This window comes from Streptomyces sp. CA-288835 (assembly GCF_050936385.1).
Lineage (GTDB): Bacteria > Actinomycetota > Actinomycetes > Streptomycetales > Streptomycetaceae > Streptomyces.
This window is the reverse complement of sequence record NZ_JBNJMW010000001.1, coordinates 114,478-139,874: the sequence shown is the minus strand read 5'-3', so window position 1 is coordinate 139,874 and position 25,397 is coordinate 114,478. Positions and strand designations below refer to the sequence as shown.

At 68.9% G+C, this 25,397-nt stretch carries 23 protein-coding genes and 6 pseudogenes; 17 read left to right on the top strand and 12 right to left on the bottom strand.

Features of this window, described 5'->3' with window-relative positions:
- Positions 1–145 precede the first annotated feature (145 nt).
- A pseudogene (locus ACQEVY_RS00710) lies at positions 146–985 on the top strand (IS5 family transposase).
- 11 nt (positions 986–996) lie between these two features.
- Here the strand turns inward: ACQEVY_RS00710 and ACQEVY_RS00705 are convergent.
- Entirely contained in the window at positions 997–1,419 is a 423-nt protein-coding gene (locus tag ACQEVY_RS00705; RefSeq protein ID WP_432943664.1) for a hypothetical protein, read from the bottom strand.
- Positions 1,420–1,883: 464 nt separating this feature from the next.
- Between ACQEVY_RS00705 and ACQEVY_RS00700 the strand changes: the two genes are divergently transcribed.
- Both ACQEVY_RS00700 and ACQEVY_RS00695 read left to right on the top strand, forming a co-directional pair.
- Positions 1,884–2,591, top strand: a complete 708-nt coding sequence (locus ACQEVY_RS00700; RefSeq protein ID WP_432943662.1) for a DUF6082 family protein — start codon at positions 1,884–1,886, stop codon at positions 2,589–2,591.
- 460 nt (positions 2,592–3,051) lie between these two features.
- Positions 3,052–3,432: pseudogene (locus ACQEVY_RS00695) on the top strand (hypothetical protein); the annotation flags it as partial.
- A 66-nt stretch (positions 3,433–3,498) separates the two neighbouring features.
- On the opposite strand, the gene ACQEVY_RS00690 reads toward ACQEVY_RS00695, so the two are convergent.
- Positions 3,499–3,789, bottom strand: coding sequence for a hypothetical protein (locus ACQEVY_RS00690; protein WP_432943660.1), 291 nt, complete (start codon positions 3,787–3,789; stop codon positions 3,499–3,501).
- Between the two features lie 563 nt (positions 3,790–4,352).
- On the opposite strand from ACQEVY_RS00690, the gene ACQEVY_RS00685 reads away from it, so the two are divergent.
- The 4 genes and pseudogenes from ACQEVY_RS00685 to ACQEVY_RS00670 form a co-directional block, all read left to right on the top strand.
- Positions 4,353–4,577 carry a helix-turn-helix domain-containing protein gene (locus ACQEVY_RS00685; RefSeq protein ID WP_328827792.1) on the top strand — a complete coding sequence of 75 codons (225 nt, stop codon included), beginning with the start codon at positions 4,353–4,355 and terminating at the stop codon, positions 4,575–4,577.
- Positions 4,578–5,003: 426 nt separating this feature from the next.
- Positions 5,004–5,780: an alpha/beta fold hydrolase gene (locus ACQEVY_RS00680; RefSeq protein WP_432943658.1), complete on the top strand. Its 777-nt coding sequence runs from the start codon at positions 5,004–5,006 to the stop codon at positions 5,778–5,780.
- 376 nt (positions 5,781–6,156) lie between these two features.
- Positions 6,157–6,333 (top strand): annotated as a pseudogene (locus ACQEVY_RS00675) (transposase); the annotation flags it as partial.
- Positions 6,334–6,358: 25 nt separating this feature from the next.
- Positions 6,359–6,589: pseudogene (locus ACQEVY_RS00670) on the top strand (IS5/IS1182 family transposase); the annotation flags it as partial.
- 73 nt (positions 6,590–6,662) lie between these two features.
- On the opposite strand, the gene ACQEVY_RS00665 reads toward ACQEVY_RS00670, so the two are convergent.
- Positions 6,663–7,136 (bottom strand): RICIN domain-containing protein, encoded by a 474-nt coding sequence (locus tag ACQEVY_RS00665; RefSeq protein ID WP_033329437.1) that lies wholly within the window; start codon positions 7,134–7,136, stop codon positions 6,663–6,665.
- A 102-nt stretch (positions 7,137–7,238) separates the two neighbouring features.
- On the opposite strand from ACQEVY_RS00665, the pseudogene ACQEVY_RS00660 reads away from it, so the two are divergent.
- The 6 genes and pseudogenes from ACQEVY_RS00660 to ACQEVY_RS00635 form a co-directional block, all read left to right on the top strand.
- Positions 7,239–7,531 (top strand): annotated as a pseudogene (locus ACQEVY_RS00660) (transposase); the annotation flags it as partial.
- 532 nt (positions 7,532–8,063) lie between these two features.
- Positions 8,064–8,798: a S1 family peptidase gene (locus ACQEVY_RS00655; RefSeq protein ID WP_432943655.1), complete on the top strand. Its 735-nt coding sequence runs from the start codon at positions 8,064–8,066 to the stop codon at positions 8,796–8,798.
- 266 nt (positions 8,799–9,064) lie between these two features.
- Positions 9,065–9,865: a two-component system response regulator CseB gene (cseB, locus tag ACQEVY_RS00650; RefSeq protein ID WP_432943653.1), complete on the top strand. Its 801-nt coding sequence runs from the start codon at positions 9,065–9,067 to the stop codon at positions 9,863–9,865.
- 1 nt (position 9,866) lies between these two features.
- Positions 9,867–11,123, top strand: coding sequence for an ATP-binding protein (locus ACQEVY_RS00645; protein WP_432943651.1), 1,257 nt, complete (start codon positions 9,867–9,869; stop codon positions 11,121–11,123).
- A 139-nt stretch (positions 11,124–11,262) separates the two neighbouring features.
- A complete protein-coding gene (locus ACQEVY_RS00640; RefSeq protein ID WP_432943649.1) occupies positions 11,263–12,288 on the top strand; it encodes a D-alanyl-D-alanine carboxypeptidase family protein in 1,026 nt (341 codons plus the stop codon).
- A 25-nt stretch (positions 12,289–12,313) separates the two neighbouring features.
- Positions 12,314–13,285, top strand: a complete 972-nt coding sequence (locus ACQEVY_RS00635; protein ID WP_432954994.1) for an endonuclease/exonuclease/phosphatase family protein — start codon at positions 12,314–12,316, stop codon at positions 13,283–13,285.
- Between the two features lie 189 nt (positions 13,286–13,474).
- Here ACQEVY_RS00635 and ACQEVY_RS00630 read toward each other — a convergent pair whose 3' ends face one another.
- Entirely contained in the window at positions 13,475–14,254 is a 780-nt protein-coding gene (locus ACQEVY_RS00630; protein ID WP_432943647.1) for a class I SAM-dependent methyltransferase, read from the bottom strand.
- A gap of 154 nt (positions 14,255–14,408) precedes the next feature.
- Between ACQEVY_RS00630 and ACQEVY_RS00625 the strand changes: the two are divergent.
- Positions 14,409–14,868: pseudogene (locus tag ACQEVY_RS00625) on the top strand (transposase); the annotation flags it as partial.
- Positions 14,869–15,201: 333 nt separating this feature from the next.
- Here the strand turns inward: ACQEVY_RS00625 and ACQEVY_RS00620 are convergent.
- Positions 15,202–15,756, bottom strand: a complete 555-nt coding sequence (locus ACQEVY_RS00620) for a winged helix-turn-helix transcriptional regulator (protein ID WP_432943645.1) — start codon at positions 15,754–15,756, stop codon at positions 15,202–15,204.
- Between the two features lie 93 nt (positions 15,757–15,849).
- On the opposite strand from ACQEVY_RS00620, the gene ACQEVY_RS00615 reads away from it, so the two are divergent.
- Positions 15,850–16,617, top strand: a complete 768-nt coding sequence (locus ACQEVY_RS00615) for a methyltransferase domain-containing protein (protein ID WP_432943643.1) — start codon at positions 15,850–15,852, stop codon at positions 16,615–16,617.
- A 282-nt stretch (positions 16,618–16,899) separates the two neighbouring features.
- On the opposite strand, the gene ACQEVY_RS00610 is transcribed toward ACQEVY_RS00615, so the two are convergent.
- The 3 genes from ACQEVY_RS00610 to ACQEVY_RS00600 are packed head-to-tail and all read right to left on the bottom strand — an operon-like array spanning position 16,900 to position 19,391.
- Positions 16,900–17,772 carry a substrate-binding periplasmic protein gene (locus tag ACQEVY_RS00610; RefSeq protein WP_432943641.1) on the bottom strand — a complete coding sequence of 291 codons (873 nt, stop codon included), beginning with the start codon at positions 17,770–17,772 and terminating at the stop codon, positions 16,900–16,902.
- A gap of 30 nt (positions 17,773–17,802) precedes the next feature.
- On the bottom strand, positions 17,803–18,615 hold the full coding sequence (locus tag ACQEVY_RS00605; RefSeq protein WP_432943639.1) for an amino acid ABC transporter ATP-binding protein: 813 nt from the start codon (positions 18,613–18,615) through the stop codon (positions 17,803–17,805).
- Positions 18,612–19,391 carry an amino acid ABC transporter permease gene (locus ACQEVY_RS00600; RefSeq protein WP_432943637.1) on the bottom strand — a complete coding sequence of 260 codons (780 nt, stop codon included), beginning with the start codon at positions 19,389–19,391 and terminating at the stop codon, positions 18,612–18,614. Before ACQEVY_RS00600 ends, ACQEVY_RS00605 begins: the two co-directional genes overlap by 4 nt.
- A gap of 62 nt (positions 19,392–19,453) precedes the next feature.
- Here ACQEVY_RS00600 and ACQEVY_RS00595 point away from each other — a divergent pair, with 62 nt between their 5' ends.
- Positions 19,454–19,660, top strand: coding sequence for a hypothetical protein (locus ACQEVY_RS00595; protein WP_432943635.1), 207 nt, complete (start codon positions 19,454–19,456; stop codon positions 19,658–19,660).
- A gap of 17 nt (positions 19,661–19,677) precedes the next feature.
- On the opposite strand, the gene ACQEVY_RS00590 is transcribed toward ACQEVY_RS00595, so the two are convergent.
- Together ACQEVY_RS00590 and ACQEVY_RS00585 are read right to left on the bottom strand one after the other, a co-directional pair.
- The gene (locus ACQEVY_RS00590) at positions 19,678–21,306 is read right to left on the bottom strand and encodes an N-acyl-D-amino-acid deacylase family protein (protein WP_432943633.1); all 1,629 of its coding nucleotides are present in this window, start codon (positions 21,304–21,306) and stop codon (positions 19,678–19,680) included.
- A gap of 146 nt (positions 21,307–21,452) precedes the next feature.
- Positions 21,453–22,871: a diaminopimelate decarboxylase gene (locus tag ACQEVY_RS00585; protein WP_432943631.1), complete on the bottom strand. Its 1,419-nt coding sequence runs from the start codon at positions 22,869–22,871 to the stop codon at positions 21,453–21,455.
- A 143-nt stretch (positions 22,872–23,014) separates the two neighbouring features.
- Here ACQEVY_RS00585 and ACQEVY_RS00580 point away from each other — a divergent pair, with 143 nt between their 5' ends.
- Complete coding sequence (locus tag ACQEVY_RS00580; RefSeq protein WP_432943629.1) at positions 23,015–24,040, top strand: Lrp/AsnC family transcriptional regulator; 1,026 nt, start codon at positions 23,015–23,017, stop codon at positions 24,038–24,040.
- 29 nt (positions 24,041–24,069) lie between these two features.
- On the opposite strand, the gene ACQEVY_RS00575 is transcribed toward ACQEVY_RS00580, so the two are convergent.
- The gene (locus ACQEVY_RS00575) at positions 24,070–24,492 is read right to left on the bottom strand and encodes a hypothetical protein (protein WP_432943627.1); all 423 of its coding nucleotides are present in this window, start codon (positions 24,490–24,492) and stop codon (positions 24,070–24,072) included.
- The gene (locus ACQEVY_RS00570) at positions 24,489–25,292 is read right to left on the bottom strand and encodes an IS5 family transposase (RefSeq protein ID WP_432954992.1); all 804 of its coding nucleotides are present in this window, start codon (positions 25,290–25,292) and stop codon (positions 24,489–24,491) included. The genes ACQEVY_RS00575 and ACQEVY_RS00570 overlap by 4 nt, the downstream gene beginning before the upstream one ends.
- Positions 25,293–25,397: the final 105 nt, after the last annotated feature.

The following is a 25,397-nucleotide window of genomic DNA, read 5'->3' as shown; positions in this document are numbered from 1 at the left end:
CGTACCCTGACCGGCCCTTTGGTATGGACGACCAGGTCGTAGGCCGCATGCCCGGGAAGCCTGACGTCCGAGGAACCTGAGGCCCCTGCCGGAGTTGGGAGGTGACTAGGCCGTTTCTTTCGGATCATCGGATCGTTGGCCTGGTGTGCCGTTGACTGACGCCCAGTGGGCGCGGATCGAGCCGCTGTTGCCGAATCGGACACCGCGGCGGGGTGGTCGATGGCGGGATCACCGGGAGGTGATCGATGCCATCGCCTGGAAGTTCCAGACAGGCTCACAGTGGGTGCACCTGCCCGAGCGATATGGCTCGTGGAAGGGCGTCTACACCCGGCTGCGGAGCTCGGCGATCGACGGCACGTGGGAGCGGGTCTTCACTACCCTCCTCGCCCAGGCCGACGCCGACGAAGACCTGGACTGGGTGGTCGCTGTGGACTCCACCATCGTCCGCGCCCACCAGCACGCCGCCGGGGCCCGTAAAAAGGGGCGCCCGCCAAGGAGCCGCACCATCATGCCCTCGGCCGGTCCCGCGGCGGACTGACCACCAAGATTCACCTTGCGGCCGACAGTCAGTGCCGGCCGACGGCCTTTGTTCTCACCCCGGGACAGGCCGGGGACGCACCGGTTTTCGAGTCCGTGATGGCCGAGTTGCGGGTGCCCAGGGCAACGGGCAGACCCCGCACTCGCCCTGAGATAGTCCTGGCGGACAAGGCGTACTCCTCTCGCACCATCCGTGATCACCTGCGACGACGCAGTATCCGTGCCGTCATCCCTACGCCCGCTGACCAGCGGAACAACCGCAAACGCCGCGGCAGCCGGGGCGGACGGCCTCCGGCCTTCGACGACATACAAGCAGCGCAACACCGTCGAACGCTGCATCAACCGCCTGAAGCAATGGCGCGGCATCGCCACCCGATACGAGAAGACGGCCACCGTCTACCTGGCCGGGCTGCACCTCGCAGGTATCTTCCTGTGGTCGGCACGCTGATCCGCGATGCGCTAGTCGGCTGTGACACCCCAGTAGGCGATCTCGGTGGGCTGACCGTCGCGGTAGAGCACCGTGCAATTACCGCAAGCGCGCCCGGGGTAGGGCAGCCGCTCGGTTTCCAGGGCATTGACCCACTCGGCGTGAGTGGGCCGGCCGCTGGGAGCCCACGTCCGCACCTCGCCGTCGGTCAACGGCCGCATGAAAGGCCCCCACTCGGTATCAGTGGGGTCGACGATGTGGATGAGGTCCAGCACTGTGCCGGTGCCACCGGTGAGGATGTACTCCCTCCACTCCTCGTGCTGCCATAGCTCTTCTATGGTGCGGCCCTCGAAACCGTGGTTGTCCTTCGCCAGTTCCTGCTCCTGAGCCTGCCGGAATGCCGCCGTCAGATTGTCCTGATACGGGACTGTCTGCCACCACGCGTTGCCACCCAAGACTGATGCCTTCCCATCCGACCCGTTCGAGCAGTGCGCAGCGTAGAGGTTGGCACCGACAGCAACCGCTCTGCACTTGATCCATAAGAGAAGGCCTAGTGGACTGGGCCCGCGAACGCCTCTGGCTCACCCTACGCATCGTCTCCAGGCCAAAAGGCACGAGGGGCTTCGTCGTCCTGCCCCGCCGCTGGCGCGTCGAACGCACCCTGGGGGGATCATGAACGCCTGGTTCTGTAGGAGGGAGCGAGCAACGTTTGTCGACCGTTTTGGGCAGCACTTAGCGATCACAGGGCTCGGAAATGTCGATGAGAACTAACAACGCTTTCGGCACGCACGGCGGCTGGAAGTAGGCTGCCCCGGGCTCGGCCTAGTCACAGGGACAGGCCCGCCTGGGGGTGATTGACCTGATACTTCGTCATCGATCCGCGACTGCAGTGTCGGTGGCTCGCCGGATAAGCAGGACTGTGGGCCTGGTCGCCGCTGCGGCGGCTGCGCTGACGGTGGTGCTGTTGTCGCCTCTCGCCCTGGAAGAGATCTCCAGCTCCAAGGGAGTGGACTGGAAGAGGCTCAGTGATATCGGCGCGGCGTACGGCTTCACGTCGGCGATCGTCTCGGCGCTGGCGTTGGCCGGTGTGGCCGTTTCTCTGATCGTTCAGAACCGGCAGGCCAGGGCGGAGCAGGTCCAGGGCATTCGCAGCTACTACCTTGAGCTGGTCCGGCTGGAGCTTGACGACATGGCGCTTTACCAGCCCGTTTGGGGCGACACGGATATCGCCGATCCGCATGAGCAGAAGCGGCACGTCTATGCCGATCTCATGATGAACTATGCATGGATGGGCTTCGAAATCGGGACGATCCGCGAGAGCCTGCTGCGGGACATGCTGGCCGGGATGTTCACCGGAGAGGCGGGGCGGCGCTACTGGAGCAGGGCTCACGCCTCGTGGATCGCCAGTTCGTCCGGAAGCCGTGTCGGTCGTCGCTTCCTGGCCATCGTGGGCGAGGAGCATGCTCGCGCTATCGCTGCCGGACCGCCGACCCGCTCAACGGTTGCCCCCAGTCCACCTGCCGAGCCGGTTGCGGGGGCGTCGCGTGCATGGCGGGCATCGGCTGGCGCCCTGATCGGTCTGGGCGCCGGTCTGGTGCTCGGATCGCTCTTGCGCGGCCGACGCTAGGGACTGTCGCCCCGCCCGGGCGGCCGACGACGGCGCTGGCGCGGAAGTGGCGTCGGGCCTGTGTGGCGTTCGTTTATCCATGTCAGGAGGCGGGAGGTTGGTGTCGGGGGCGGAGGCGAGGTAGGTGCTGTCGCGGTTGGTGCGGCCGGAGGTCTGTTCGATGCGCAGCCGCCGACGGGAGTGGACGCGGCCCAAGTTGGACGCTCAGCCCGCGGTCGCGGGTCTCAGGGGCCGGGCGATGGGTGGCTGGTTGCGTCTTCCAGGCGGTGGAGTCCGCGAGGAACAGCGCGTCGGTGCGGTCGACGGTCTCCGCTCACCTGATGTCTGCCCCTCCTCGTAGGCGTACGCGCAGTCCGGCGCTCCGGGGTTTCCTGTGACCGTCCTGCGACGGTCCTGCGCTGGTCGGGCACACGCCGCATTTCCGCGTGACGGATCGCCTTTGGACCGCGCTCTTGCGAGTGTGACTGCACAGCAAGCAACCAGGCCTTCAGCTGCGACGAAGCCCCTGCGGTGGGCGGCGAACGCGGTCGCGACGATGAGGGAAGGAGCACGGCCGCGGCTCGACTACTCGCCGCAGAGTCTGTGGAGTGTCGACCGGGCGATCGAGGAGATACGCCGGGACAGGGCGACGCCGTACGCCACCGTGGAGTCCTTGCTGCGCGACTTGGGCGCATACGCCGGTGAGGTGATCGTGCGTCGGACGGGCGCCGAGTGGTGGGCGACGGGCGGCGACCACTGGATTCGCACTCTCGACGGGCGGTTGTGGGACCCGATCGACGAGGCCCGCCGCTGCTTCGCGGGCGACGGATCGCTTCGGCTGCTGTGTTTGGACGCGGGAAAGCCCGGGGTCCCGTTCGCGCGGAGGTCGGCCGGCGCTCACGATGCGACGCCGCCGTCGCTTACGGGGTCAGTACCTGGCCCGGGCGCGCCCCCGTCGGCGTACCCGGTTGAGTGACGCCGTAGTACGCCGTCCTGGACAGGGAGGGCCCGAGCTGCTGGCGGACAGGTACAGCAGCGTCCCGTTGCCCGTGTCCTCGCCCTCCGTGCCCAGGAGGAGGTGGTCGAAGCCCCTGCCCGAGAGATCCGTCAGCGAGACGGCCGTGCCGAGCTTGTCCTCCTTCTCCGTGGAGCCCGGGATGCCGGTCGTGTCCTGGGAGACAGGTGGGAGCTCGAACGACAGACCGCGACCTTCGGCCATCAATGGCGGCCTGGCCAACTTTCTCTCAATACCGCAAGATCGCGGTGTTCACTGGCGCGGTCCTGGAGGACTCCGATCCGCCCTACCGCGGCATCCAGGTACCGCTTCGCTTCTGGAAGGTCGCGGCGTTTATGCAGGACGGCGACCTGGCGTCTACGGCATACGTGCTGGATCAAAGCCCCGACCTCACCCGGGATGCTGCTCAACGAGCCCTGGCTGAAGCGGCGAGGGCGGGGATCCTCCCCTCTGGGAGCCTTTCGTACGTTTCAGGTGCCTGTCGCCGACATCGCTGATGTCACGGGTCTGGACCTGGGGCCGTTGCCAGCGGCCGACAGGCTGCCGCGAGCGGTTCGCGCGGCCAGGCGCTGGACTCAGCTGGAAAGTTTCGAGGATGTCGTTGTGTAAGGACCTCGTGCACGGTTGGCCGTGGCTCAGTGCCCTGGTGGCTCGTTGCACTGTGCATGGTGGGAGCTGGGGCGACGTGAGTTGATCGTGGCGGCGTACCGGGTCACTGGGCTGTCGCAAGATGTGATCGGTGAACTCATCGCTGAGGTGGGGCCGTTGTGGCACGAGCAGCACCAGGCTCGACTCACGGCTCGCCCGCGGTGGCGGGCTGTGGGAGCCGGAGCAAAGCGCAATTCGTCTTCGTCGACCGGCTGCTGGCCACCCTGGTGAATCTGCGTCATGGCACTACTCATGACGTGGTGGCCTGCTGGTTCGGTGTGGACCGCTCCACCATCACCCGCGCCAACGGTCGCGCCGGGCATCCGGCTGTGCAGTCTCGCTGAGGTCATCGAGCACCTGGGCGCCGACGGTCGGACCGGGATCATCGACGGCACGGAGATCGGTGTGCGACGCCCGGCCGCGGGCCGCAAGGACCGGGACAAGTTCGCCTCCGGCAAGACCAAGCAGAACGCCGTGAAGTCCATGGTCCTCACGGCGAGGACAGCCGCACCCACGTGCAAGGGCAGGTTCGGGTCCCACCCGCTGGTGTGCTTCCTGGCCAACACCGGCGAGGCGCGGGGAAGCAAGCGCCTGGGCGACCGGGTGGCCCTCACGGAATCGTATGGAAGTTCTCCTGACGGGTGGCCTGACCGGCAAGATTCATCTGGCCTGCGACGCCTTCGGTCGCCCGCTCGCGCTGCTCCGCCGTTGGAGCGAAGCCTCAAGCCGACGGGATTCAGGGCCCGGCCCCGAGGGGAAGGCCCAGCGTTGTGACAGGCCATGTAGCAGGACGCGTAATTCCGTACGAGGTACAGGGCAGCGGTCCGGAGCGGGTCCTCGCACTCCACCACTGGCTCAGCGACAGGTCGAGCTTCGGCCACATGCGGCGGTACCTGGACGAGAGCGCTTTCAGTTGCGCGTTCTTGGACTGCCGTGGGTACGGCGAGGCGATGCACACCCCCGGTACGTACACGATGGAGGAGGTCGCGGCGGACGCCCTCGCCGTGGCCGACGACCTCGGCTGGAACACCTTCTCGGTCATCGGTCACTCCATGGGAGGCAAAGCTGCCCAGCTGATGTTGCTGGACGCCCCCTCGCGGGTTCGCTCGATCGTCGGCATCTCGCCGGTACCCGCGTCTGGGTTCCCGCTCGAAGGGGAGATGTGGGAGCTGTTCCTCGGGGCCGTGGAGGATTCCGGCAGCCGCAGGACGATCTTCGATGTCACCACCGGCAGTCGGCACGACGATGCATGGCTGGATGCCAGGGTGAGCGGCTCGGAACGCTCCTCGCATGCTGCCCTGCGCTCGTACCTCGAATCCTGGACTCGCGGCTCCGACATCCACGAGCGGCTCGAGGGAAATCCGACCCCGGTGCTTGTCGTGGCTGGTGCGAACGACCCGGCGATGGGCCCCGACACCATGCGGTCCACCTGGCTGCAGTGGTATCCGAACGCCGAGCTCCAGGTCTTCAACGATGCCGGCCACTTCGCCCCGGATGAGAGCCCAGAGGCCCTGGCGACAGTAGTCGAAAGATTCCTCCGCCGGTAGCTTCCGCGTGGAGCGGCGTCGGCACGTACCCAGTCACCGCTTGCCTCGGACCCGCCAACTACCTAGCAACGTGCCCGACCACACCAACTCCTCCCGCAGACCCCGCTCCCACGACCCGGCGGGCCAAGCCCACCCGGGAACAGCGTGCCCAGCTCGTGGAGCTGAGCCCTGGATGGGCGGCGTAGGAGTGGACGGTTCGGAGGGACGTCACGGACGGGATCGCTCGATAGCATGCAGCACCCGCCCCGCCGATGCACGGGGCTGATCACGCTCGAGGAGCCTTTGTGTCCAGCGGTTCCAGCCGGTCCGCCCTGGCGATGCGATCCGGGACGCCGACCACTTCTCGGCTCGACCCCGAGAGAACAGACTCTAGGTCTCAGGTGGCCGTCCGCCCGGCTTCGATGCCGATGCCTACAAGCAGCGCAACACCGTCGAACGGTGCATCAACCGCCTCAAACAGTGGCGCGGCCTGGCCACACGATGCGACAAACTCGCCATTGCCTACCAGGCCGCACTCCACCTCGCCGCCATCCTCATCTGGGCACGACGCTAACCAAAGAGACAGAACCTGAGGTCGGTGGCATGAGGCCGGCGTCTTCGAGACGCTGCACGGCATCCTGCTCGCCGAGTTGCACGCGGCCGACGCCCTGGACTGGACCCGGGCCTGCGTGGATGCCTCCCACATCCGCGCGAAAAGGGGCGAGGCGACCGGCCCGTCACCGGTCGACCGCGGAAAGGCGGGCAGTAAACACCATCTGATCTGCGACGGGAAGAACACCCCGTTCAAGGTCATCACCACCGCGGCCAGCGGACCGCCTTCCGGCCTCGCGTAAAAGAAGAGCTGCTCGCCCGGCGTCATCTTGAAGCGGTCGAGAGATCCGTTCAGCCGATGGTGAAGCGCTGGTTCTGGGCGCCTCGGTCACAGCGGCCCGTGCGGTAGTAGCCGTTGTCCTGCTGGTAGAGGCAGCGGCCCGTGCCGACGCTTTGGAGCATGATGGCGCTGCGGGCGGCGGGCTGGACGGTGCGCCACTTCTGGTATGAGCCGCCGTTACAGCGCAGGGGGTAGACGTCGCCCCGGTCATTGCTGTCGAGGCAGCGGCCCCAGAAGTTGTTCTTAAGAGTGGTGCTGGTGTTGAGGCGGCCGTTCCACTGCCACAGGAGGCTGCCGCGTCCGGTGGTGCAGCGGTCGCCCTTGAGGCCGGTTTCGGAGGTCTCGCGCAGGCAGTCACCGTAGCGGTAGTTCGCGAAGCGGCTGGTGGCGGTGGCAGCCGAGGCGGGTGTGGGGGTGAGGAGGGGGAGGGCGAGGCCGGCTGCGGCGATGAGGGCGGCGAAGGCTTTCCGGGTCGGGCGGCGCACTGGGGGTCTCCTAACAGTGGTTTTCAGAAGTACCTCGACAGGATCCCCGAACACCACCGGTTACGCCTGAAAAATGGGTAAAACCACCGGATCGAGCCGCTCATGCCGGCCGATCCGGTCCGGGGACAGCGCTGGGCCGATCAGCGGCACGCTCGAGGCCATCGCGTGGAAGTACCGCACCAACTCGCCCTGGCGGGACCTCCCCGAGGAGCTCGGCTCGTTCCAGACGGCCCACAAGCGGCTGATCAGGTGGGCCGTCGACGGCACGTGGGAGAAGATCTTCCGCCATCCTCACCGCAGCGGATGCCGTCGACGACATCGGCTGGACCGTAGTGATCACTAATCGGACAGACACATCCGATCAACTGACCAACCCATCAAAGAGACACGCTCTAGCCGTCGTGTGTCGAGGAGTCCGGCTACCACGCCTGACACGATCATCCGCCTGGGACTGCGCAGTCCGGCGGCCCGTCGCCCCCTGGCTGCCCCGGGGGCCATCATTGGCTTCCACTCCGCGTCCCGGGGCGTCGGGGTAGGACCTTACGTGTAGGACGAAGGACAGGCTCGACAGCAGAGTGGTGTACGAAGTCTGGCCGGGGGCGAATACGCAAACCCTCGCCCCCGGCCTTGTGAGGTGAAGCGGGGGATCGACCGCAACTCCCTTTGGAGTAAACCCTCTTGACTGCCCTCGCGCTGTTACACAGCCGGGGGGAGGCCGCGATCGGCCCGATACGGGACGGAGGCCTGCCGGAGGAATGACGGACTCATGATCCTCGTCGGAAGGGGCGGCCGGGCGTCGGCCGCCCCACGAGTCCGCCGGGGCCGCGCCCGGTGGCAGACGGAAGTGAGTCCACCTTGCGCAAGTCAGTGAGCCGACGGGCGGTCATCTCCCTCGTGGGTGTCTGCGCGTTGGGAACCGTGTTCGCCATGGCACCCGGGGCCTCGGCGATCGTCGGTGGAGTGCCGGTACCGGACGGCGAGCGGCTCTTCGTCGTACAGATCGAGCAACAGGGCGACGACGGGGCCTGGTCGCACTACTGCGGCGGAGCACTCGTCCACAGCCGCGTTGTCGCCACCGCGGCGCACTGCGCCAGGTTCGCCGAGCAGGGCAGGGTCAAGATCCGGCTGGTCCTGGGTCGGTCCGACTCGAGCACGTCCGGCGGAACAGTGGTGACCGGCGACCGCTTCTCCGTCTACAGCCACCCGGACTTCGACACCGTGACCAACACGGACCTGGGGCTCATCGTGCTCGACAGCTCGGTCGACCAGCCTCGTGCGGCTCTGCCACCGCTGGGAACGCAGCTGCGGCCGGGGCGTCTCGTACGCGCCGCCGGTTGGGGACGTACCGATCTCGAGGATCCGAACAAGCCCTCCCGTATGCACGAAGTGAAGTTGCCCGTCAACAAGTTCGACACGGAGGGCGGTGTCTGGGACAAGGAGTTCATCTGCGCGGGCACCGCCGAATCCCGGGTCGCCCCCGGGGACAGCGGGGGACCGTTGTTCGATACGAAGGCCTCCGGCAAAACGGTCGTGTACGGGCTCGTGACCGGCGACACGAACACCTGCACCGGGCTCTTCACGAACCTGGCCGACCCGACCATCTGGAAGCCGTTCCGCGACCCGCTCGCCTCTCATGGGCTCGGGCACGTCATCCCGGACTGAACCACACGGGTGGCGTACTGGGTGAAGGCGCTCCCTTCGGGGGGCAGCTTCCTCGCGGCCCTCGGCATCGCAGGCGACCTGCACGGTTGGTGGGAAGGACTGAGCTTCCTGACCAACGTGATCTCGTCGTTTACAGGCCTGATGTTTGCCGAGCCCTTCGCTCCGGAGCCCGTCTCCGATACGCGGCCGATACACGGTTGAGCCTGGGCGGAGGCACGGTTCTGGCAGGGTGAGAGAGCCCCCGAACCTACCTCCGGACGGAAACGATGCCCGCTTCAGCAGCCGACGGGGGCGCGCCCGCGTCCATGTCCGCGCCCGTGACGATCCTTCTCGTCGAGGACGACGCGGTGATCCGCAGATCCGTCACGATGGCGCTGGAGCGCTACGGCTACCGCGTCACCGCTGCCGCCGACGGCCTGACCGGGCTCGAACTGTTCCGGGAGGGCCGGCACGACCTGCTGTTGCTGGACGTGATGCTGCCCGGCCTCGACGGCATCGGGCTGTGCCGCCGGATCCGGGAGACCAGCATGGATCCCGTCCTGATGATGTCAGCGCGCGGCGACGCCCTGGACGTCGTCTCCGGCCTGGAGGCAGGGGCCGACGACTACGTGGTCAAGCCCGTCGACACCGCCGTGCTGGTGGCCCGGATCCGTTCGCTGCTGCGGCGGGCCACATTCACCCCGGCCCCAGGCCCGGCGGCCGGCCCCGTGGCCGATCGTCCGGGCCTGTCGGACCAGCCGGACCCGCCGGACCGGTCGGGGAGGCCCGGCCGCGACCGGCACGCTCGGATCGTCTTCGGCGACCTGACCATCGACACGGGCGGCCTGGAGGTGTTCCGGGCAGGCGAACCGGTCGCGCTGGCCCCCACCGAACTGCGGCTGCTGCTGGAGTTCGCCGCGAACCCGGGCATCGTGCTGGACCGTCAGACCCTGCTGCGCAACGTGTGGGACTACGGCTGGGACGGCGACAGTCGCGTGGTCGACCTGTGCGTGCAGCGCCTGCGGAAGAAGATCGGGGCCGAGCGGATCGAGACCGTCCGCGGCTTCGGCTACAAGCTGCGGCGCTGACGTGGAGACCGTGCACGCGCTGCCGCACTGGCGTTCGCTGCGCTGGAAGATCGCGCTGCTCGTCACTGTGGCGTGCTGTGCCATCGCGGTGACCGTCGGGCTGCTGGTCCACCGCAGCACCCTGGAACGGTCGATGAACGACGGTGCGGCCAAGGCCCTGACCCAGTTGTCCGACGCTGTGGAGGACTACGAGCGGGACGGCGTCCCGCCCGACGGTCTGGTCGTCTCGCCCGGGGAGATGCCCGACGAACTCCTGCGCCGCCTCCAGGACCGGCAGGGCAGGGCGGTCGGCTCCGCCACCTGGTACGACGGCGACAGTCCCGGCGACCACCCCTCGATGTGGGCCGTTCGGACCCTGCGTGGCGCTCCCGTGGCGGTCAGCGCCGACATGACCTCCGACCTGCTCACCCGGCGGGCGCTGGACCGGCACATGTGGAAGTACTCCCTGGCGGCGCTGGCGGTCGTCGTACCGCTGTCGGTGCTCGCCGCCGAGTTGCCGATCCGGAGGCTGCGCCGGGTGGTGCGGACCGCCCGCCGGATCGCCGGGGGCGACCTGGCCGCCAGGACCGCGGCCGGTGGCCGGGGCGGTGACGAGATCACCGAGATCTCGGCCACCGTCGACTCGATGGCCGACAGTCTGCGCGAACGTCTGCTGACCGAGCAGCGCTTCACCGCCGACGTCGCCCATGAGCTGCGTACGCCCCTCATGGGCTTGGTGACCGCGAGCGGGCTGCTTCCCGAGGGCGAGTCCACCGACCTGGTGCGTGACCGGGTGGGGGTGCTGCGGATGCTGGTGGAGGAGCTGCTGGAGATTTCCCGGCTCGACGCGGGCGCCGAGCGGGCGGAACTCAGGCCCGTACCGCTCGCCGAGATGGTCGGAGAGTCCGTGGCCCGCACCGGGCTGGACACGGGGTTCACCGCCACTGGTGCCCTGTGGGCGGAGACCGATCCGCGCCGGCTCGACCGGATCGTCGCCAACCTCGTCGTCAACGCCCACCGGCACGGCCGCATGCCCGTCGAGGTCGAGGTGGCCGGGACGACCGTGACCGTACGGGACCACGGCCCGGGCTTCCCGGCGGAGTTGCTCGCGGACGGCCCGCAGCGATTCCGCACGGGTGCGTCGGAGCGCGGCCACGGGCACGGCCTCGGGCTGACCATCGCGCTGGGGCAGGCCCGGGTCATCGGGGCGTCGCTGGAGTTCGCGAACGCTCCCGACGGCGGGGCGCTTGCCACCCTCCGGTTGCCGCCCGCGGGCTGACGCCGAACGGCTGATACCGAACGGATGCCCGGCCGAGCGGTGTCCGAGCCGTGGCCGGAGCCGAGCGGAGATCCGCCCCGCGGAAGGTGGTCGACGTGCGTGAACGCCGCGCACCCGCCCCCTTGGAGGTGTCCCTCCCATGTCACCGGTTCCCTTTCCCGGAGAGCCCGGCGCAGGCCGGGCCCAGCCCTCGTGGTCCACCGGCTCAGGGCTCCCACCCCGCCGGCACGACCGGTCCGGGCGGCGCTTCACGGCCGGCCTCGCCGCGGGCGCCACCGCACTGGTCACCCTGGCGGTCCTCGCCATCGCCGTGCCCACCTCCGGCAACAGCCTGGGAACCGGAGCGGGTTCGCTGCCGTGGCCCGCGGAGGGGCAGACGAGCGTGGTGGTCGAGGGCCTCGGCGCCCACGGTGACCTCGGTACGCGAGGCGAGCGGACACCGGTGCCGATCGCCAGCGTCACCAAGGTGATGACCGCCTACGTGATCCTCCGCGACCGTCCGCTGCGCGCGGGCGAGGACGGCCCCCTCGTCACCGTCGACCGGACCGCCGCGAACGAGTCCGTCTCGGGCGTGGAGTCGAACGTGCCGGTCAGGGAGGGTATGCGGCTGAGCGAACGACAGCTGCTGGAACTGCTGTTGATCCCCTCCGGCAACAACATCGCCCGGCTGCTGGCCCGCTGGAACGCCGGCTCGCAGCAGGCCTTCGTCACGAAAATGAACCGGGCCGCCCGTGACCTGGGCATGCGCCACACCACCTACACCGGCGCCAGCGGCATCGAACCCACGACCACCAGCACTTCGGCCGACCAACTGAGGCTGGCCCGCCGTGTCATGCGCGACGAGGTGCTCCGGACCATCGTCGCCATGCCCAGCACCACCGTGCCCGGTGTCCCCGGGACGATCCGCAACACCAACACCCTGCTCGGCACGGCGAGCGTGATCGGCCTCAAGACCGGCTCCAGCACTCCCGCCGGCGGCGCCCTGATGTGGGCGGCCACCGCGTCCGACAAGGACGGCCGGGACCGGCTGATCCTCGGAGTGGTGCTGCACCAGCGCGCCGGCACCGCCCCCCGGCAGGGGCTGCGGGCCGCTCTCGCCACGAGCCACGCGCTGATCGAGGGCGTACGGCGATGGCTGTCGACGACCTCGCCCGGAACATGGTGAGACGGCCGTGACAAACTCCCTCGACATCGCGCCGGCCCGGCCGGCACCCGATTCCCCCCGCCCGCGGAACGAGGACACCGGCGTCCGGCGGCCGCCGCTGGTCCTCGGCTCGCTCGCGGTCCTGGCCACGCTGGTGATGCTGGGCCACGCCCTCGTCCCCAACCGGGTCGGCCGTCTCGGCAGCCTCGTCGAGACCTTCCTGCCCTGGACGGGTCTGGCCGTGCCGCTGCTGCTCCTGTGCGCCCTGGCCCGCCGGTCCAGGGCCGCCGCCGTGTCCGTGCTGCTGCCGGCCGTCGTCTGGTGCTTGCTCTTCGGCGGGACACTCGTCGACAAGCGGGAGGACGGCGGCAATCTGACCGTCGTGACACACAACGTCAACGAACACAATCCGCGGCCGGTGCGCACCGCCCGTGCCCTGGCCGCCTCGGGCGCGGACGTGGTGGCTCTCGAAGAGCTGGGCGGCCCGTCGACAGCGGCGTACGAGAGAACGCTGGCCGACACCTACCCGTACCACTCCGTGCAGGGCACGGTCGGTCTGTGGAGCAGGTATCCGGTCGCCGACGCCCGTGCGGTCGACATCGCGCCCTGGCCACGTGCCCTGCGCGCCACCGTCCGCATGCCCGAGGGGCCGGTCGCGGTCTTCGTCGCCCATCTGATGTCCGTCCGCCTCACCGCAGGCTCGGGGTTCACCTCCGACGCACGTGACGCGGCCGCGCGGCGACTCGCCGCCGCCGTGCGCGCCGAGCCGCTCCCCCGCACGATCCTCGTGGGCGACCTGAACGGCACCACCGACGACCGGGCGTTGTCCGGGCTCACCTCCCAACTGCGGTCCGTGCAGGCCGAGTCGGGCGCGGGGTTCGGTGCCAGCTGGCCGGCCTCGTTCCCGGTGGCCCGGATCGACCACATCCTCGTACGCGGTGTGGAGCCGCGTTCCGCGTGGACCCTCCCGGCCACCGGCAGCGACCACCTGCCGGTGGTGGCGTCGGTGCGGGTGTGAGCGCGGGCTTTCGAAACGCCTAGACTAGCCTCGCGCTTTCATGAAACGGGCTGTCTTGCAGGCGGTCAGCCCAGCGAAAAGTACCTCTGACCAGCGAGCATGAGGATTGTCGAGGCCGTCGTTCCCGCACCAGCCGGAGGCACCTCTCAGGTGAGCAAGCCCGTCAGGCTCGGGTGCCGACGTGGTGCTTCACCGTCGCCGGACGCGCAGCACGCCGGTCAGTATCGGGAGAGTGAACTCGCCGCGGGCGGTCTCCGGTCTGCTCGCGAGGAAAGCGCGGATCCGGCCCAGTGTCGCTTCCTGTTCCTGTTCTGGCATGACCAGCACCCCCGCGCGCGTCGCGATGGTGGCGACGAGAGAGTCGGCGGTGCGGCGCTGCCCGTGCGGGAACTCGGCCTGCTCCGGCCAGCCGAACCGGGCGGCCACGCCGGTCTTTGGAAGGTGCATGTCGGCCGTCTCGGCGCGCCAGCTGGCGGGCGTGTCACGCGGGCCGATGGCCGCGCTCCCGCTGACCCGCGCGAGCCCGGCAACCCACTCGACCTGGTCGTCCATGAGGTTCCACAGGCCGGCCAGGATGCCGCCGGGTGCCAGGACCCTGGCGATCTCGGGTCCCGCGACGGCCATGTCGAACCAATGCATGGCGTTGCCGGCCAGCACGGCATCGACGGATGAGTCCGGCAGCGGTATCGCCTCGGCACTACCCGGCAGGGCACGGACAGCCGGCAGCGAGCGGCGCAGCACGGTCAGCATCGCCGGGTCGGGCTCGACCGCGATGACTTCGGCCCCCAGTGCGACCAGCGTGGCGGTCAGCTTGCCGGTTCCGGCGCCGAGGTCGAGCACGCGCGGACCGGACGCGGGCTCAAGCGCCCAGCGCACCGCGGCCTGCGCGTAGTCCGGACGGTGCTCGGCGTATGCGCCCGCCGCCGCGCCGAACGAGGAGGAATGAAGCAGCCGTTCATCCTGATCCATCCGGTTCCCCTTATTGGTGTTGCTGGCGGTCGGCTACCCCGCGTCACCACTTCGGCAGCGGCCACCGATAACGCTCGGAGGAGTGCCTCTGACCTGGGACGATGTGTCTTGGGTCTTGGGTCTTGGTCGTCGTCAAGAAAGCTGCACTCCTCAGGTGAAGAAGCGTAGTGGGTCCTACCCGCCTGTCCGCGTCGTGGGCGGCGGCCGCTCGGTGGTCTCGCAGGCCGGGGCGGTGCTGTTGATCGAGACGGTACGCAAGTCCGGTCTGGACGGCGCGATGTCGGCGGCACTGGCGCCGTGGCGCAAGCCACGGGCGGTGCACGACCCGGGCAAGGTCCTGCTGGATATCGCGCTCGCGGTCGCTATGGGCGGGGATTGCCTGGCGGACGCGGCGATGCTGCGGGCCGAACCCGAGGTGTTCGGCCCAGCTGCCTCCGATCCGACCATCTCCCGCCTCATCGACGCTCTGGCCGCGACCGGCCCGAAGGCGTTGACCGTGATCCGCTCGGCTCGTGCCGAAGTACGGGCGCGTCTGGGAGTTGGCTGGGCCCGACGCTCCGGCTGCCGACGGGCAGGTGATCGTGGACATCGACGGAGTGCTGGTCCTCGCCCACTGTTAGGGCGGCGATGTCGTCCAGTTCGGCGCGGTGCTGCGGCAGGGCCCGTCGCAGTGCCTGGTGCAGCCGGAGGAATCGGGCGGCTTTCTGCTCCGTGACCCAACGACACCAAAAGAACGGTGTCAAAGAGCTCGTAACAGGATCTTGCGTGTCGGGGCTGGTCGGGCGTGGCTGGTGACGATCCGGCCGTTCGTGGTGCGTGAGCAGGCGGCCGTGGATCGTGGACGACAGTCTTTGGGTGCGGTCAAGCGGCTACTGCGGCTGAGCGCCGCGTGGTGTGCACCGGGCAGGACGTTCGGGTGAACAAGACTTGGGCCGCCGACAACGAGATCATGAAGGAGCTGATCGGACGGCTTCCGGGGCCGTAACCGGCTCCGGGACCCCCTCTCCCCGCGCAGCGATCAGCGGTCCCAGCAGCTGCGTGCCCGGCCCCACCTGCCCGCCGGGGCCGGGCAGTTGCGTCGTGTCGGCTACTGTGAGCGGCTCCCGGCAGGCGTCGCAGGCCACGACCGGCGTGGCCAGGTGCCCGCAGGCGTCGTGGCGGATCCGGGCGGGCGGCCCCGCGGGCCCCGCGTACCACTTGTCGCCCCAGGCCATCAGCGCCAGCAGGACGGGGTAGAACTCCCGGCCCTTCTCCGTGGCCACGTACTCCTCGCGCGGCGGGCTGTTCTGGTACCGCTCGCGCGTCAGCACGCCCTCCTCGACCAGCCGGGCCAGCCGCGCGGCGAGGACCTTGCGGGACAGGCCGAGGTCCTGCGCCAGCTCGTCGAAGCGGCGGAGGCCGACGAGGACGTCGCGCATGATCAAAGCCGTCCAGGCGTCGCCGAACAGGTCGGTCGCGCGGGCGATCGAGCACGCGACGCCGGAGAGGGGGGTACGGGTCACGCTCCCATGGTATGGCCGACGGGTTCCCTAAGGGAACTCGTCGATGCTAGGTTCCCTCAGGGAACTTGACCCGGAGCGTCGAGGGAGCCTGCCATGCCCACCGCCCCGCACATTGAACTCGACTCGGCCGGGCCCGCGGCCGTCGACGGCCGCCACGTCCGGGCCCTGACCTTCCAGTCCGTACGGCTGGAATACCTGCGGCACGTGCTGTCGGAGCTGAGCCTCGCGGCGGCCGGCAGCCGGGCGCTCGTCGTCGGCAGCGGGCGCGGCCTTCTGGCCCGCGGCCTCGCCCGGCTCGGTTTCGAGGTCGTCGCCGCCGACGCGTCCCCCGCCGCGACGGCCCTCGCGCTGGACGCGGACGACGGGCTGGGCATCACCTACCTGACGACACCCGCAGAGGAACTCGACCTGCCGGACGGCTCCTTCGACCTCGTGTACTGCGCCGACACCCTCGAGATCACCGAACGGCCGGACGCGGTCCTCGCGCAGGCGGCGCGCGTGCTGCGCCCCGGCGGGGCCTTCGTCTACGACACGGTGAACCGCACCCTGGTGTCTCGCCTCATCTACCTCGGTGCCTTCCAGGCCTTCCCGGGCACACGGATCATGCCCTGCGGCCGCTACGCCGCACACCGGCTGCGCCGCCCGGCGGAGCTCGCCGAGGCCCTCGACCGGGCGGGGCTGGCCGAGCAGGACGTCTCGGCGTTCAAGCCCCGCGACGTACGCAGCCTGGTGCGCGCGACGCGCGGGCGCAGGCGTGGCACGCTGACCGACGATCAGCTGCCGGAGCTGGTCGACATGGTGCTCGAACCGAAGGGCAGCCCGGTGGTGACGTATCTGGGGTACGCGATCCACCGAATGTGAGACAGGGCCGTTAGATTTACACTTCCGGAGCCCTGGGGCGGACTGGAACTGTTCGGCCTTGCGCGTGATGGGCGAATCGAGGCGTCCAGGGCCGAGGAGCAGCTCAGACCGTCCCGCTCGCGAAGGAGGGTGACCGCGTTGAAGGTGCCCCGCGGACTTCCTCTGAGCCGGGCTCCTACTAACGGCCGGAGGAAGAGTTCCTGGCCGAAACGGTTGTCCAGGCAGAAGTGATGAGAATCGGTCGGTGGGGGCGCTGCCTCTGAGAGGCCTCCCACGGCCGTGTCACTTCTCGGAAGGGGCCAGGCTGGTGTTCTCGACCTGCTTCGCGAGCTTGGGTCGTTCCTTGATCAGGTCGGCGCTGACCGGGTCCTGGAAGTACTTCTTGTAGAGCTTGATGTAGGTTCCGTCGTCGATCATCGCGTTGATCTGGGTGTCGATGTCCTTGAGCAGCTTCGGGTCACCGTCCTTGCGCATGGGGAAGGCGGTGCCCTGGGGGGCTTCCCGTGTGACGGCGATGCGTACCGGCGACTTCGCGGCGTATGTGTCCGCGACGCCACCACCGAGAATGGCAGCGTCGATGCTTTTGGAGAGCAGCTGGGCGACGAGCGCTGTGTGGTCCTTGAACTTCACCTTACGCACGTCCGGCATGCGCTTGTCCATATAGTCCTCCTGCACTGAGCCGCTGACGACCCCGACCCGCTTGCCGTCGAAGTCCGACAGCTTGGTCTGCTTGTCGCCCTTCCGGGTCAGGATTTTGGTGAAGCCCCAGTAGTACGGGGTGGTGAAGTCGACCTGCTTCCTGCGCTCGGGGGCGGCGATGAACCCGCCGACCCCGATGTCGTACTGGTTGGCGGTCAGGCCGGTGAGCGCGCCCTGCAGGCTCGTGGCCTTGTACTGGACCTTCACGCCGAGGCGCTTGGCTGCCTCGTTCATCAGATCGATAGCGAATCCGCTGGGCTTGCCCGACTCGTCGGTGACCGCGAAGGGCGGCTGCTCGGACACAGTGCTCGCGGTGATCACACCGGGGTTGACCAGGTCCTTGTACTTGGCTGTTCCGGAGTCCGCTGCATTGCTGTTGCCGCCGCAGGCGGTGAGGGGGAGCAGCAGCGCGGTGGTGACGGCGCCGACGAGCAGTGTTCTACGGGAAATGTGCATGGCTGGGACTTTCTGTGCTGGGAGGGCGGTTCAGAGGATTTGGGAGAGGAACTGGCGCAGCCGGGGGTGTTCGGCGCTTTCGAAGATCCGGTCGGGGGTGCCGATCTCGGCGAGGCGGCCGTCGCACATGAAGGCGACGCGGTCGGCGGCCTCCCGGGCGAAGCCCATTTCGTGGGTGACGACGGCCATGGTCATGCCGCCCGATGCGAGATCCCGCATCACGGCGAGTACGTCCTTGACCAGTTCGGGGTCGAGCGCGGAGGTGGCCTCGTCGAAGAGCATCACCTCCGGCTCCATGGCCAGAGCGCGGGCGATGGCCACGCGCTGCTGCTGCCCGCCGGACAGCCGGCTGGGCCGCTGCTCGGCAAAGGCGGCGAGGCCGACCTCCTCGAGGCGGCGTCGTGCGGTGGCGCGTGCCTGTTCGCGGCCCATGCCCTTGACCGAGGTCAGGGCGAGGCTGACGTTGCGCTCGACGCTCATGTGCGGGAAGAGGTTGAAGTGCTGGAAGACCATGCCGACGCGGGAGCGGGCGGCGTCGACGTCGGCGTCCGGCGCGGTCAGACAGGTCTCGCCGAGCCAGATCTCACCACAGTCGGGGATCTCCAGCAGGTTCAGGCACTTCAGCAGGGTGGACTTGCCCGAGCCGGACGGGCCGATCACACAGAGGGTCTCTCCGCGCTGCACATCGAGGGTGACCTCGCGTACCACGGTGTTGGAGCCGTAGCTCTTGCTGAGCCCTTTGACCTGCAGGGCGGCGAGGTCGTCCGGTGTCCGGGGCGCGGCTTCGGTCTTGGCTTCGGGCAGGGGGGTGACTGGGTTCGGACCGGCGGTGGCGGGGGTCATCGGGCTTCTCCTCCGGCAGGCTGGAGCGGGGTGGTGGGCAGGTCCGGATCGGCCGGGGCCGGTGTCTTGTCGGGGCGGGGGCCTTCGCGCAGCCGTCTGTCCAGGTAGTTCACGAAGTAGGTCATGGGGATGGTCAGCGCGAGGTAGCAGATGCCCGCGGCGATCAGGGGTGAGGAGTTGTAGGTACGGGCGACCTCCTCCTGGGCGATGAAGTAGAGCTCGCGCTGTCCGACGGCGAGGCCGAGGAGGTAGACGAGCGAGCTTTCCTTGATGTCCTTGACGAACTGGCCGGTCATGGCGGGCAGCACGCGGCGGATGCCCTGCGGCACCACGACCAGGCGCATCGCCTTGAGATAGCTCAGGCCCAGGCTGCGGGCGGCCTGCAACTGGCCGGGATCGACGCTCTGGATGCCGGAGCGGAAGATCTCCGCGGTGTACGCGCCGGAGATGATGCCGATCGCCAGGACCGCGTAGCCGAGGGGGTCGGTGCCGAAGGGGCGGATCCCGGCGGCGGGCAGGCCCACACCGACCAGCATCACCGTGATGATCACCGGAAGGCCGCGGAAGACGTCGACGTAGAGCCGGGCGGGCAGCCTCACCCACCATCGGTTCGACAGCAGCAGCATCGCGGCCGCCAGAGCGATGACGACACCGAGCACGATGGCCCCTGCGGCGATCGTCAACGTGTTCAGCAGGCCCTCGGAGATCAACCGCGGAAACGTCTCGGCGATCACGCCCCAGTCGAAGAACGTGTCGGCCAGAGCATTCGAAGCCAAAGAGACAGGGGACGAGAGGGTCATCACGACTCCTGACCAGGCGTGAAGGAAGAATCGGAGGCGTGGAACTCCGAGCGGACCGTCCCATCACCGTCATCGACAGCGCGAAGGTCGGGTATGTGGGGCACAGCGGCGCGGGGAACAGCCGGCTCGCCTCGCTGACGGCGATACCGAAGCCGACGATGAGGATGGTGGCCGGCGGCGGAAAGGTCACGAAGTTCCCGGAACGCGGTGTGCAAGGCTCTCGACTGGGGCTCAGTCGGCTGTGACTGGACGAGGGTGGAACTCACGGGGACCTCCTTGTGTGGTGGGAGAGGGAGCGCACGGCCGTCTTGCGGAGCACCGTGCCAGGGCGGTGTGTCGTGAAGTCGCCATCACGCAGTACGGGGCGGCCGTTGACGAGGACGTGACGAGTGCCCACGGCATAAGAGAGCGGGGCGTCAAAGGTGGCGGTGTCGCTGACCGTCTTGGGATCGAAGACGGCGATGTCGGCGACCATTCCTTCGCTCAGGATGCCTCGGTCGGTGAGGCCGAGGCGGGCGGCGGGCAGCGCGCTCATCTTGCGGACGGACTCCTGGAGCGTGAGGACCTGGCCGTCGCGGGTGTACCGGGACAGGACCCGGGCGAACGCACCGAAGTGACGGGGGTGGGGGTTGCCGTCCGTGGCGGTGTCCAGTATCCAGCCGTCACTGACGACTGCGCTGCCGTGGTGGCGCAGCACGGTTTCCACATCCGCCTCGGACATTGCATGGTTGACGATCCAGACCTGGGCCTCGTGCGCGCGCAGTACGTCGAGGGATGCCTCGGCTGGATCGCGGCCAGTGGCAGCGGCGATGTCCTGGACCGTGCTTCCCACCCACGAGGAGTAGCGGCCCGGCGGCATCGCAGCGATGACGGTGCATTCGGGCAGGAAGGTGCGTCCGGTCTTCGCCCGGAGTTCCGAAGTGATCGCCTCGCGGGTCTTCGGATTCTCCAGTCGGGCGAGGAGCGCGTCGAGACCGCCGTCCAGCGCCCAGTCGGGAAGGCGCGAGGTGAGCCGGGTGGAGGAGGCGGCGTAGGGGTAGACATCGCACGCCACGTCCACTCCTTCCGCGACGGCGGAGTCGATGAGGGTCAGCGCCTCGTGCACCTTGCCGTGGTTGGCGGGACCCATGGCCTTGAGGTGCGAGATCTGAAGGCGCACGCCGCTGCGTCGGGCGGTTTCCAGAGCTTCGGTCACGGCCTCGACGAGATGGTCGCCCTCGTCGCGCACATGGGTGCTGTAGAGCAGTCCGGCCTGCCGGGCCTCGGTGGCCAGTGCCACGACCTCGTCGGTGTCGGCGAACGACCCCGGGGCATAGATGAGTCCGGTGGAGAGACCGAACACCCCCTGTTCGGCAGCCCTGGCGAGGAGCTTGCGCATGAGGGCGGTCTCGTCGGCTGTTGCGGGGCGCCGTTCGGTGCCGACAGCGGCCACGCGGAGGGCCGCGTGGCCGACGAGGGCGGCGAGATTGACGCATGGTTCGGCCTCCTCCACCGCGCGTGCGAATCCGTCGAAGTCCTCCCAGGGCATGTCGGCGGTGCTGAGGTCGACGCGTGCGAGCGTGGTCTCCCACGCACGTCGCCGCTCGGGGGGTATGGGGAAGGGGGAAGCGCCGCAGTTGCCCGTGACGATGGTGGTGACGCCCTGCCTGATGCACGCTTCGGCGCCGGGCGCGTCGCACACGGTGTAGTCGGCGTGCGAGTGCAGGTCGACAAAGCCGGGCGCGACGACGTGGCCGGTGCAGTCGAGTACCTCCCGTGCGGTGGCGTGAGGCGTGGCCCGTCCGAGGAAGATGATGCGGTCGCCTCGGATGCCGACATCTGCCCGTCGGACCGGGCCGCCGGTGCCGTCGATGACGGTACCGCCGACGGCGAGTACATCGAATTCGTTCAACTTTCTTCCTTCGCAGTGGAGTTGGTTTCGGGTACCGACAACAAAGCCGAGTGTCGGTGTGGCGATCAGTCCCGCTACGGCAACGGCGTAGGGTGCCGCCTGCCCGGCCGCGGGCAAACGGCGAGCGGGTGTCGTCGCAACCTCGGTCAGTGCCACGATCGGGCTTCTGTCTGTACACCTCGCGTGGGGGCCGGGGTGCCCGCGTGGGCCGGGGTGCTGTCCACGTCACTGAAGAGGAGTGCGTCTGCCTGGTCGACGCCGCTTTCCGCCAGGATCTCGACGAGGGTCTGTTCCGGGCGGACCGCGGCGAACCGTATGTCCGATTCGCGTGTGGTGAAGCCGTGTACGGCGGGCCGGGCGAGACTGTTGTACGACCAGGGGGAGGAGAAGTAGTAGCCGCCGGTGTCCAGCAGCACCACGACGTCCCCAGGTGCCAGTTCGGGCAGCTTGCGTCCGCGGGCTACGAGGTCCCCGGCGAAACAGCATGGGCCCGCGACATCCTGGACCCGCTCCGGAGCAAGCTTGGGCTTGCCGTCGGAGTCGTACACCGCGATCCGCAGCGGCCATGCCTCCGGCATGAAGACGGTGCGGGTGGCGATGTGCGCGCCCGCGTGTGTCAGCGCGATGCGGCGGCCGCCGGTGTCTTTGGTGTACTCCACGACCGCGGCCGTGAAGCCGTTCTTGGCGACCAGTGATCGACCGAACTCGGTTACCAGGTTGTAGCGCCCGCCCAGGAGTTCGGGAACGGAGGCGCGCAGCTGCCGAACGTAGTCCGCGTAGGTCGGGCGGATCTCGTCGTCGTCAAAGTTGACTGGCAGGCCGCCGCCGATATCCAGACTGGTCACCTGCTGCCGGCCCGCCATCGCGTTGATCTCCTCGGCGAGTTCGTACGCGGCGCGCACTCCCCGGCCGATGAGCTCCAGGGAGCAGCCTTGCGAACCGACGTGCACGTGCAGCCGAGTGAGCCAGGGACGCTCGGCGAAAGCCTTGAGGATGCGCTTCCGTGCTCCGGCATCTCGCAGTGGCACGCCGAACTTCGAGCTGAGCGAGGCGGTGCTCATCGCGTCGATGGCTCCGGCGCCGACCTGTGGGTTGATCCGCAGCCCGAGCACCGAGGTGCTCTCGCTCACAGCGAGTAGTTCGCCGATGCGGTCCAACTCGGGAAAGTTGTCGGCGTTCACCGCCACTCCCAAGGCGAGCGCGTCGGCCAGCTCGGCACGGGTCTTCGCGGGTGAGTCCAGCACGATGCGTTCCGGTGGGAAGTCGGCAGCGACGGCCTGGGCGAGTTCGCCCGGGCTGGCGACCTCGCACCCCATGCCGGACCGGGCGAGCAGGCGCAGCACGGGGATCAAAGGCGCGGCCTTGGCGGCGAACGTGTGCAGCACTGGCGCGTCGCCAAAGGCTCGTTGGAGGTCGCGCACGGACTCCTGGATCCCGTCGGCGTCCAAGAATCCCGCCGCCACATGGGCGGGGCCGATCAGACCGGACCGCACCGCCTCGCGGACAGCTCGGTCACGCTGCTGCCGACGGCCGTCAGTGTCTTGATCGACTTGTGCGATCCTCACGATCTCGGACCTCCTCGGTGCCCCAGAGTGTTTGGGCTACCAGAATCGGCAGGCTTCGTGGAACGACTCCCGATACGCAGCATTCCGTCACGACAGGCGAATGGGGGCCTATACGCAGCTCGTACACGGTGATAGGGAGAGGCATGCCGCACGATTCCGTCGATGAGAAAGACCTGGAGCTGATCCATGCGCTCCAGCTCTCGCCGCGCGCCTCCTGGGCTCAGATGGCCGGGGCGCTCGCGCTCGATCCGGTGACTGTGGCACGCCGCTGGGAGCGGCTGGCCGAGGCGGGACTGGCGTGGGTCACCTGTGTGGCCGGCACTGCCCTGCACAGCGAGTTCTGCATGGTGTACATCGAGATCGATTGCGTTCCCGGCCGGCTGGACGACATTGCCACCGCGTTGTGTGCCGAGCCCCACGTGCGCTACGTCCACCACCTCACAGGCATGTACGGGCTGCTGGTCGTGGCGACGTTGCGCACATCCGCGGAGGTGTCGGCGTACCTGCGCGGCACGCTAGGGCAGCTGTCCGGTGTCCGGGCGTACCGGGCGGAGGTACGGACCATGGGCTACGGCGAGCCGAGCCGATGGCGTCTGCGCAGCCTCGAACTGTCACAGCGACGCGCATTGGGACTGGCCAGTACACCGTCCACCACGGTGGGAGGTGCCCGGCTGGACGCTGTGGACCGCAAGCTGTTCCGGCTGTTGCACGAGGACGGCCGCATGTCCTACACCGCGATCGCCGACCGCGCCGGGATCAGCGAGCCCACCGCGCGCCGCCGCGTCAAGCGCCTGCTGACCGGCCGGTTGCTCCGGCTGCGCTGCGAGATGGCGCAGTCCTTGTCGGGCTGGCCGCACTCGGCCGTACTGTGGGCGAGCGTGGCACCGCAGCACATGGAGTCCACGGCACGCTCGCTTACGGCGCTCCCTGACGTACGCCTGTGCTGCGCCCTTACGGGAGAGCGGAACCTCCTGCTGATGGTCTGGCTACGATCGCTCGGGAATCTGCCGCAACTGGAGGCGACGATCACAGAGCGCTGTCGAAATCTCTCCATCGTGGACCGGGCCGCCTGCCTGCACACCGTGAATCAGATGGGCCGACTGCTCGACAGCGAGGGGCGCAGCGTCGGGTATGTGGCGCCCAATGTGGGGGATTTCCTGGACGCCTGAGTGGGTGCTCTGCGGGCCTTCGTCTGATTTCAGTTTGAGTCGGTCTCTGGAGTGGTCGGTGCCGACGGGGTGAGGGTGAACGGGCCGGGTTCGGATTCGGTGAGGATGCCGCGGTTGACCAGGCGTTTCAGCTTGGCGCGCATGCCTTCGGTGTGTCGCGGTTCGGTGCCGGTGCCGAGGGTGCGGCAGACCTCCCGGGCGCGCAGCCCGTTCCCGTTCTGCTCGAAGAGGGCCAGGATCTCGCGGTGGCCGGGCGGCAGCGGCTCGGGCGGTGGGGTGCCGTCCTCGGTGGCCAGTTCCAGCACGGTCTCGCGGGTGGTCTCCAGCCGTTCCAGGGTGCGCTCGGCGGCGGCGAGTTGCCCGGTGAGTTCGGTGATCTGCTCGCGCAGCCGTTCGGCGGTCTCGCGGACCAGTCGCTGCCGGGCCTCGATCTTGTCCAGGAGCTCTCTCACCGCCTGCTCCCGCTCGCCTGGGATGTATCGCGCCAGGTCGGGGTGGCGGTGCGGGTGAGGCGGCGGAGCATGACGTCGGTCATGGACCAGTGGATCATTGCCACCGAGCTGGCCGGCCGGGTCTCGTAGTCCCGCGCGAGTCTGCGGTGCAGCAGGAGGGTGCCGAACGTCTGCTCCACCACCCATCTCTTGGGTTCCGGGGTGAACCCTCTTGCCCCGGGATCACGTTGGACGATCTCCACGTCGATGCCGAGGCGGGCGCCGTGCTCGACCACGGCCTGCTTGAACCCGGCGTCCACCCAGCTCTTGGTCACTGTGGGGGCGGTGGCGGCGACCTTGTCCAGCAGGGCGATGCCGATCGCGTTGTCGTGCACGCTCGCGGCGACCACGACCACGGCGATGATCAGGCCGAGGACGTCGGTGGCGATGCCCCGCTTGCGGCCCGGGCTCTTCTTGCCAGGATCCAGCCCGGTCGTGTCCTTCGGCGCGTTCACCGAGGCCCGTACCGTCTGCGAGTCCAGGACGACAGCGGTGGGATCCTCGTGCCGCTTGCGCATTTCGCGGGCCTGCCAGCGCAGCAGGTCATGGATGGTCTCGGCGGTGCCGTCGTCGCGCCACTTGGCGAAGTAGTAGTACACCGCGCTCTTGGGCGGCAGGTCGTGCGGGAGGTAACGCCACTGGCAGCCGGTACGGGCCTGGTACAGGATCGCGTTGACGATCTCCCTCATCTCGTACTGGCCCGCAGGCCCGCTGACCGAGGGATGCCTCGCCTTCCAGGCCGCGATGACCGGCCGGATCAGCTCTCATGCCTCATCCGGCAGATCACTCGGGTACGGCTGACGCCCGCCCACGCTCCCCAGCAGACCGCACCACCGGCCGACCCTGAAGCCCCGGAACCGGACAAC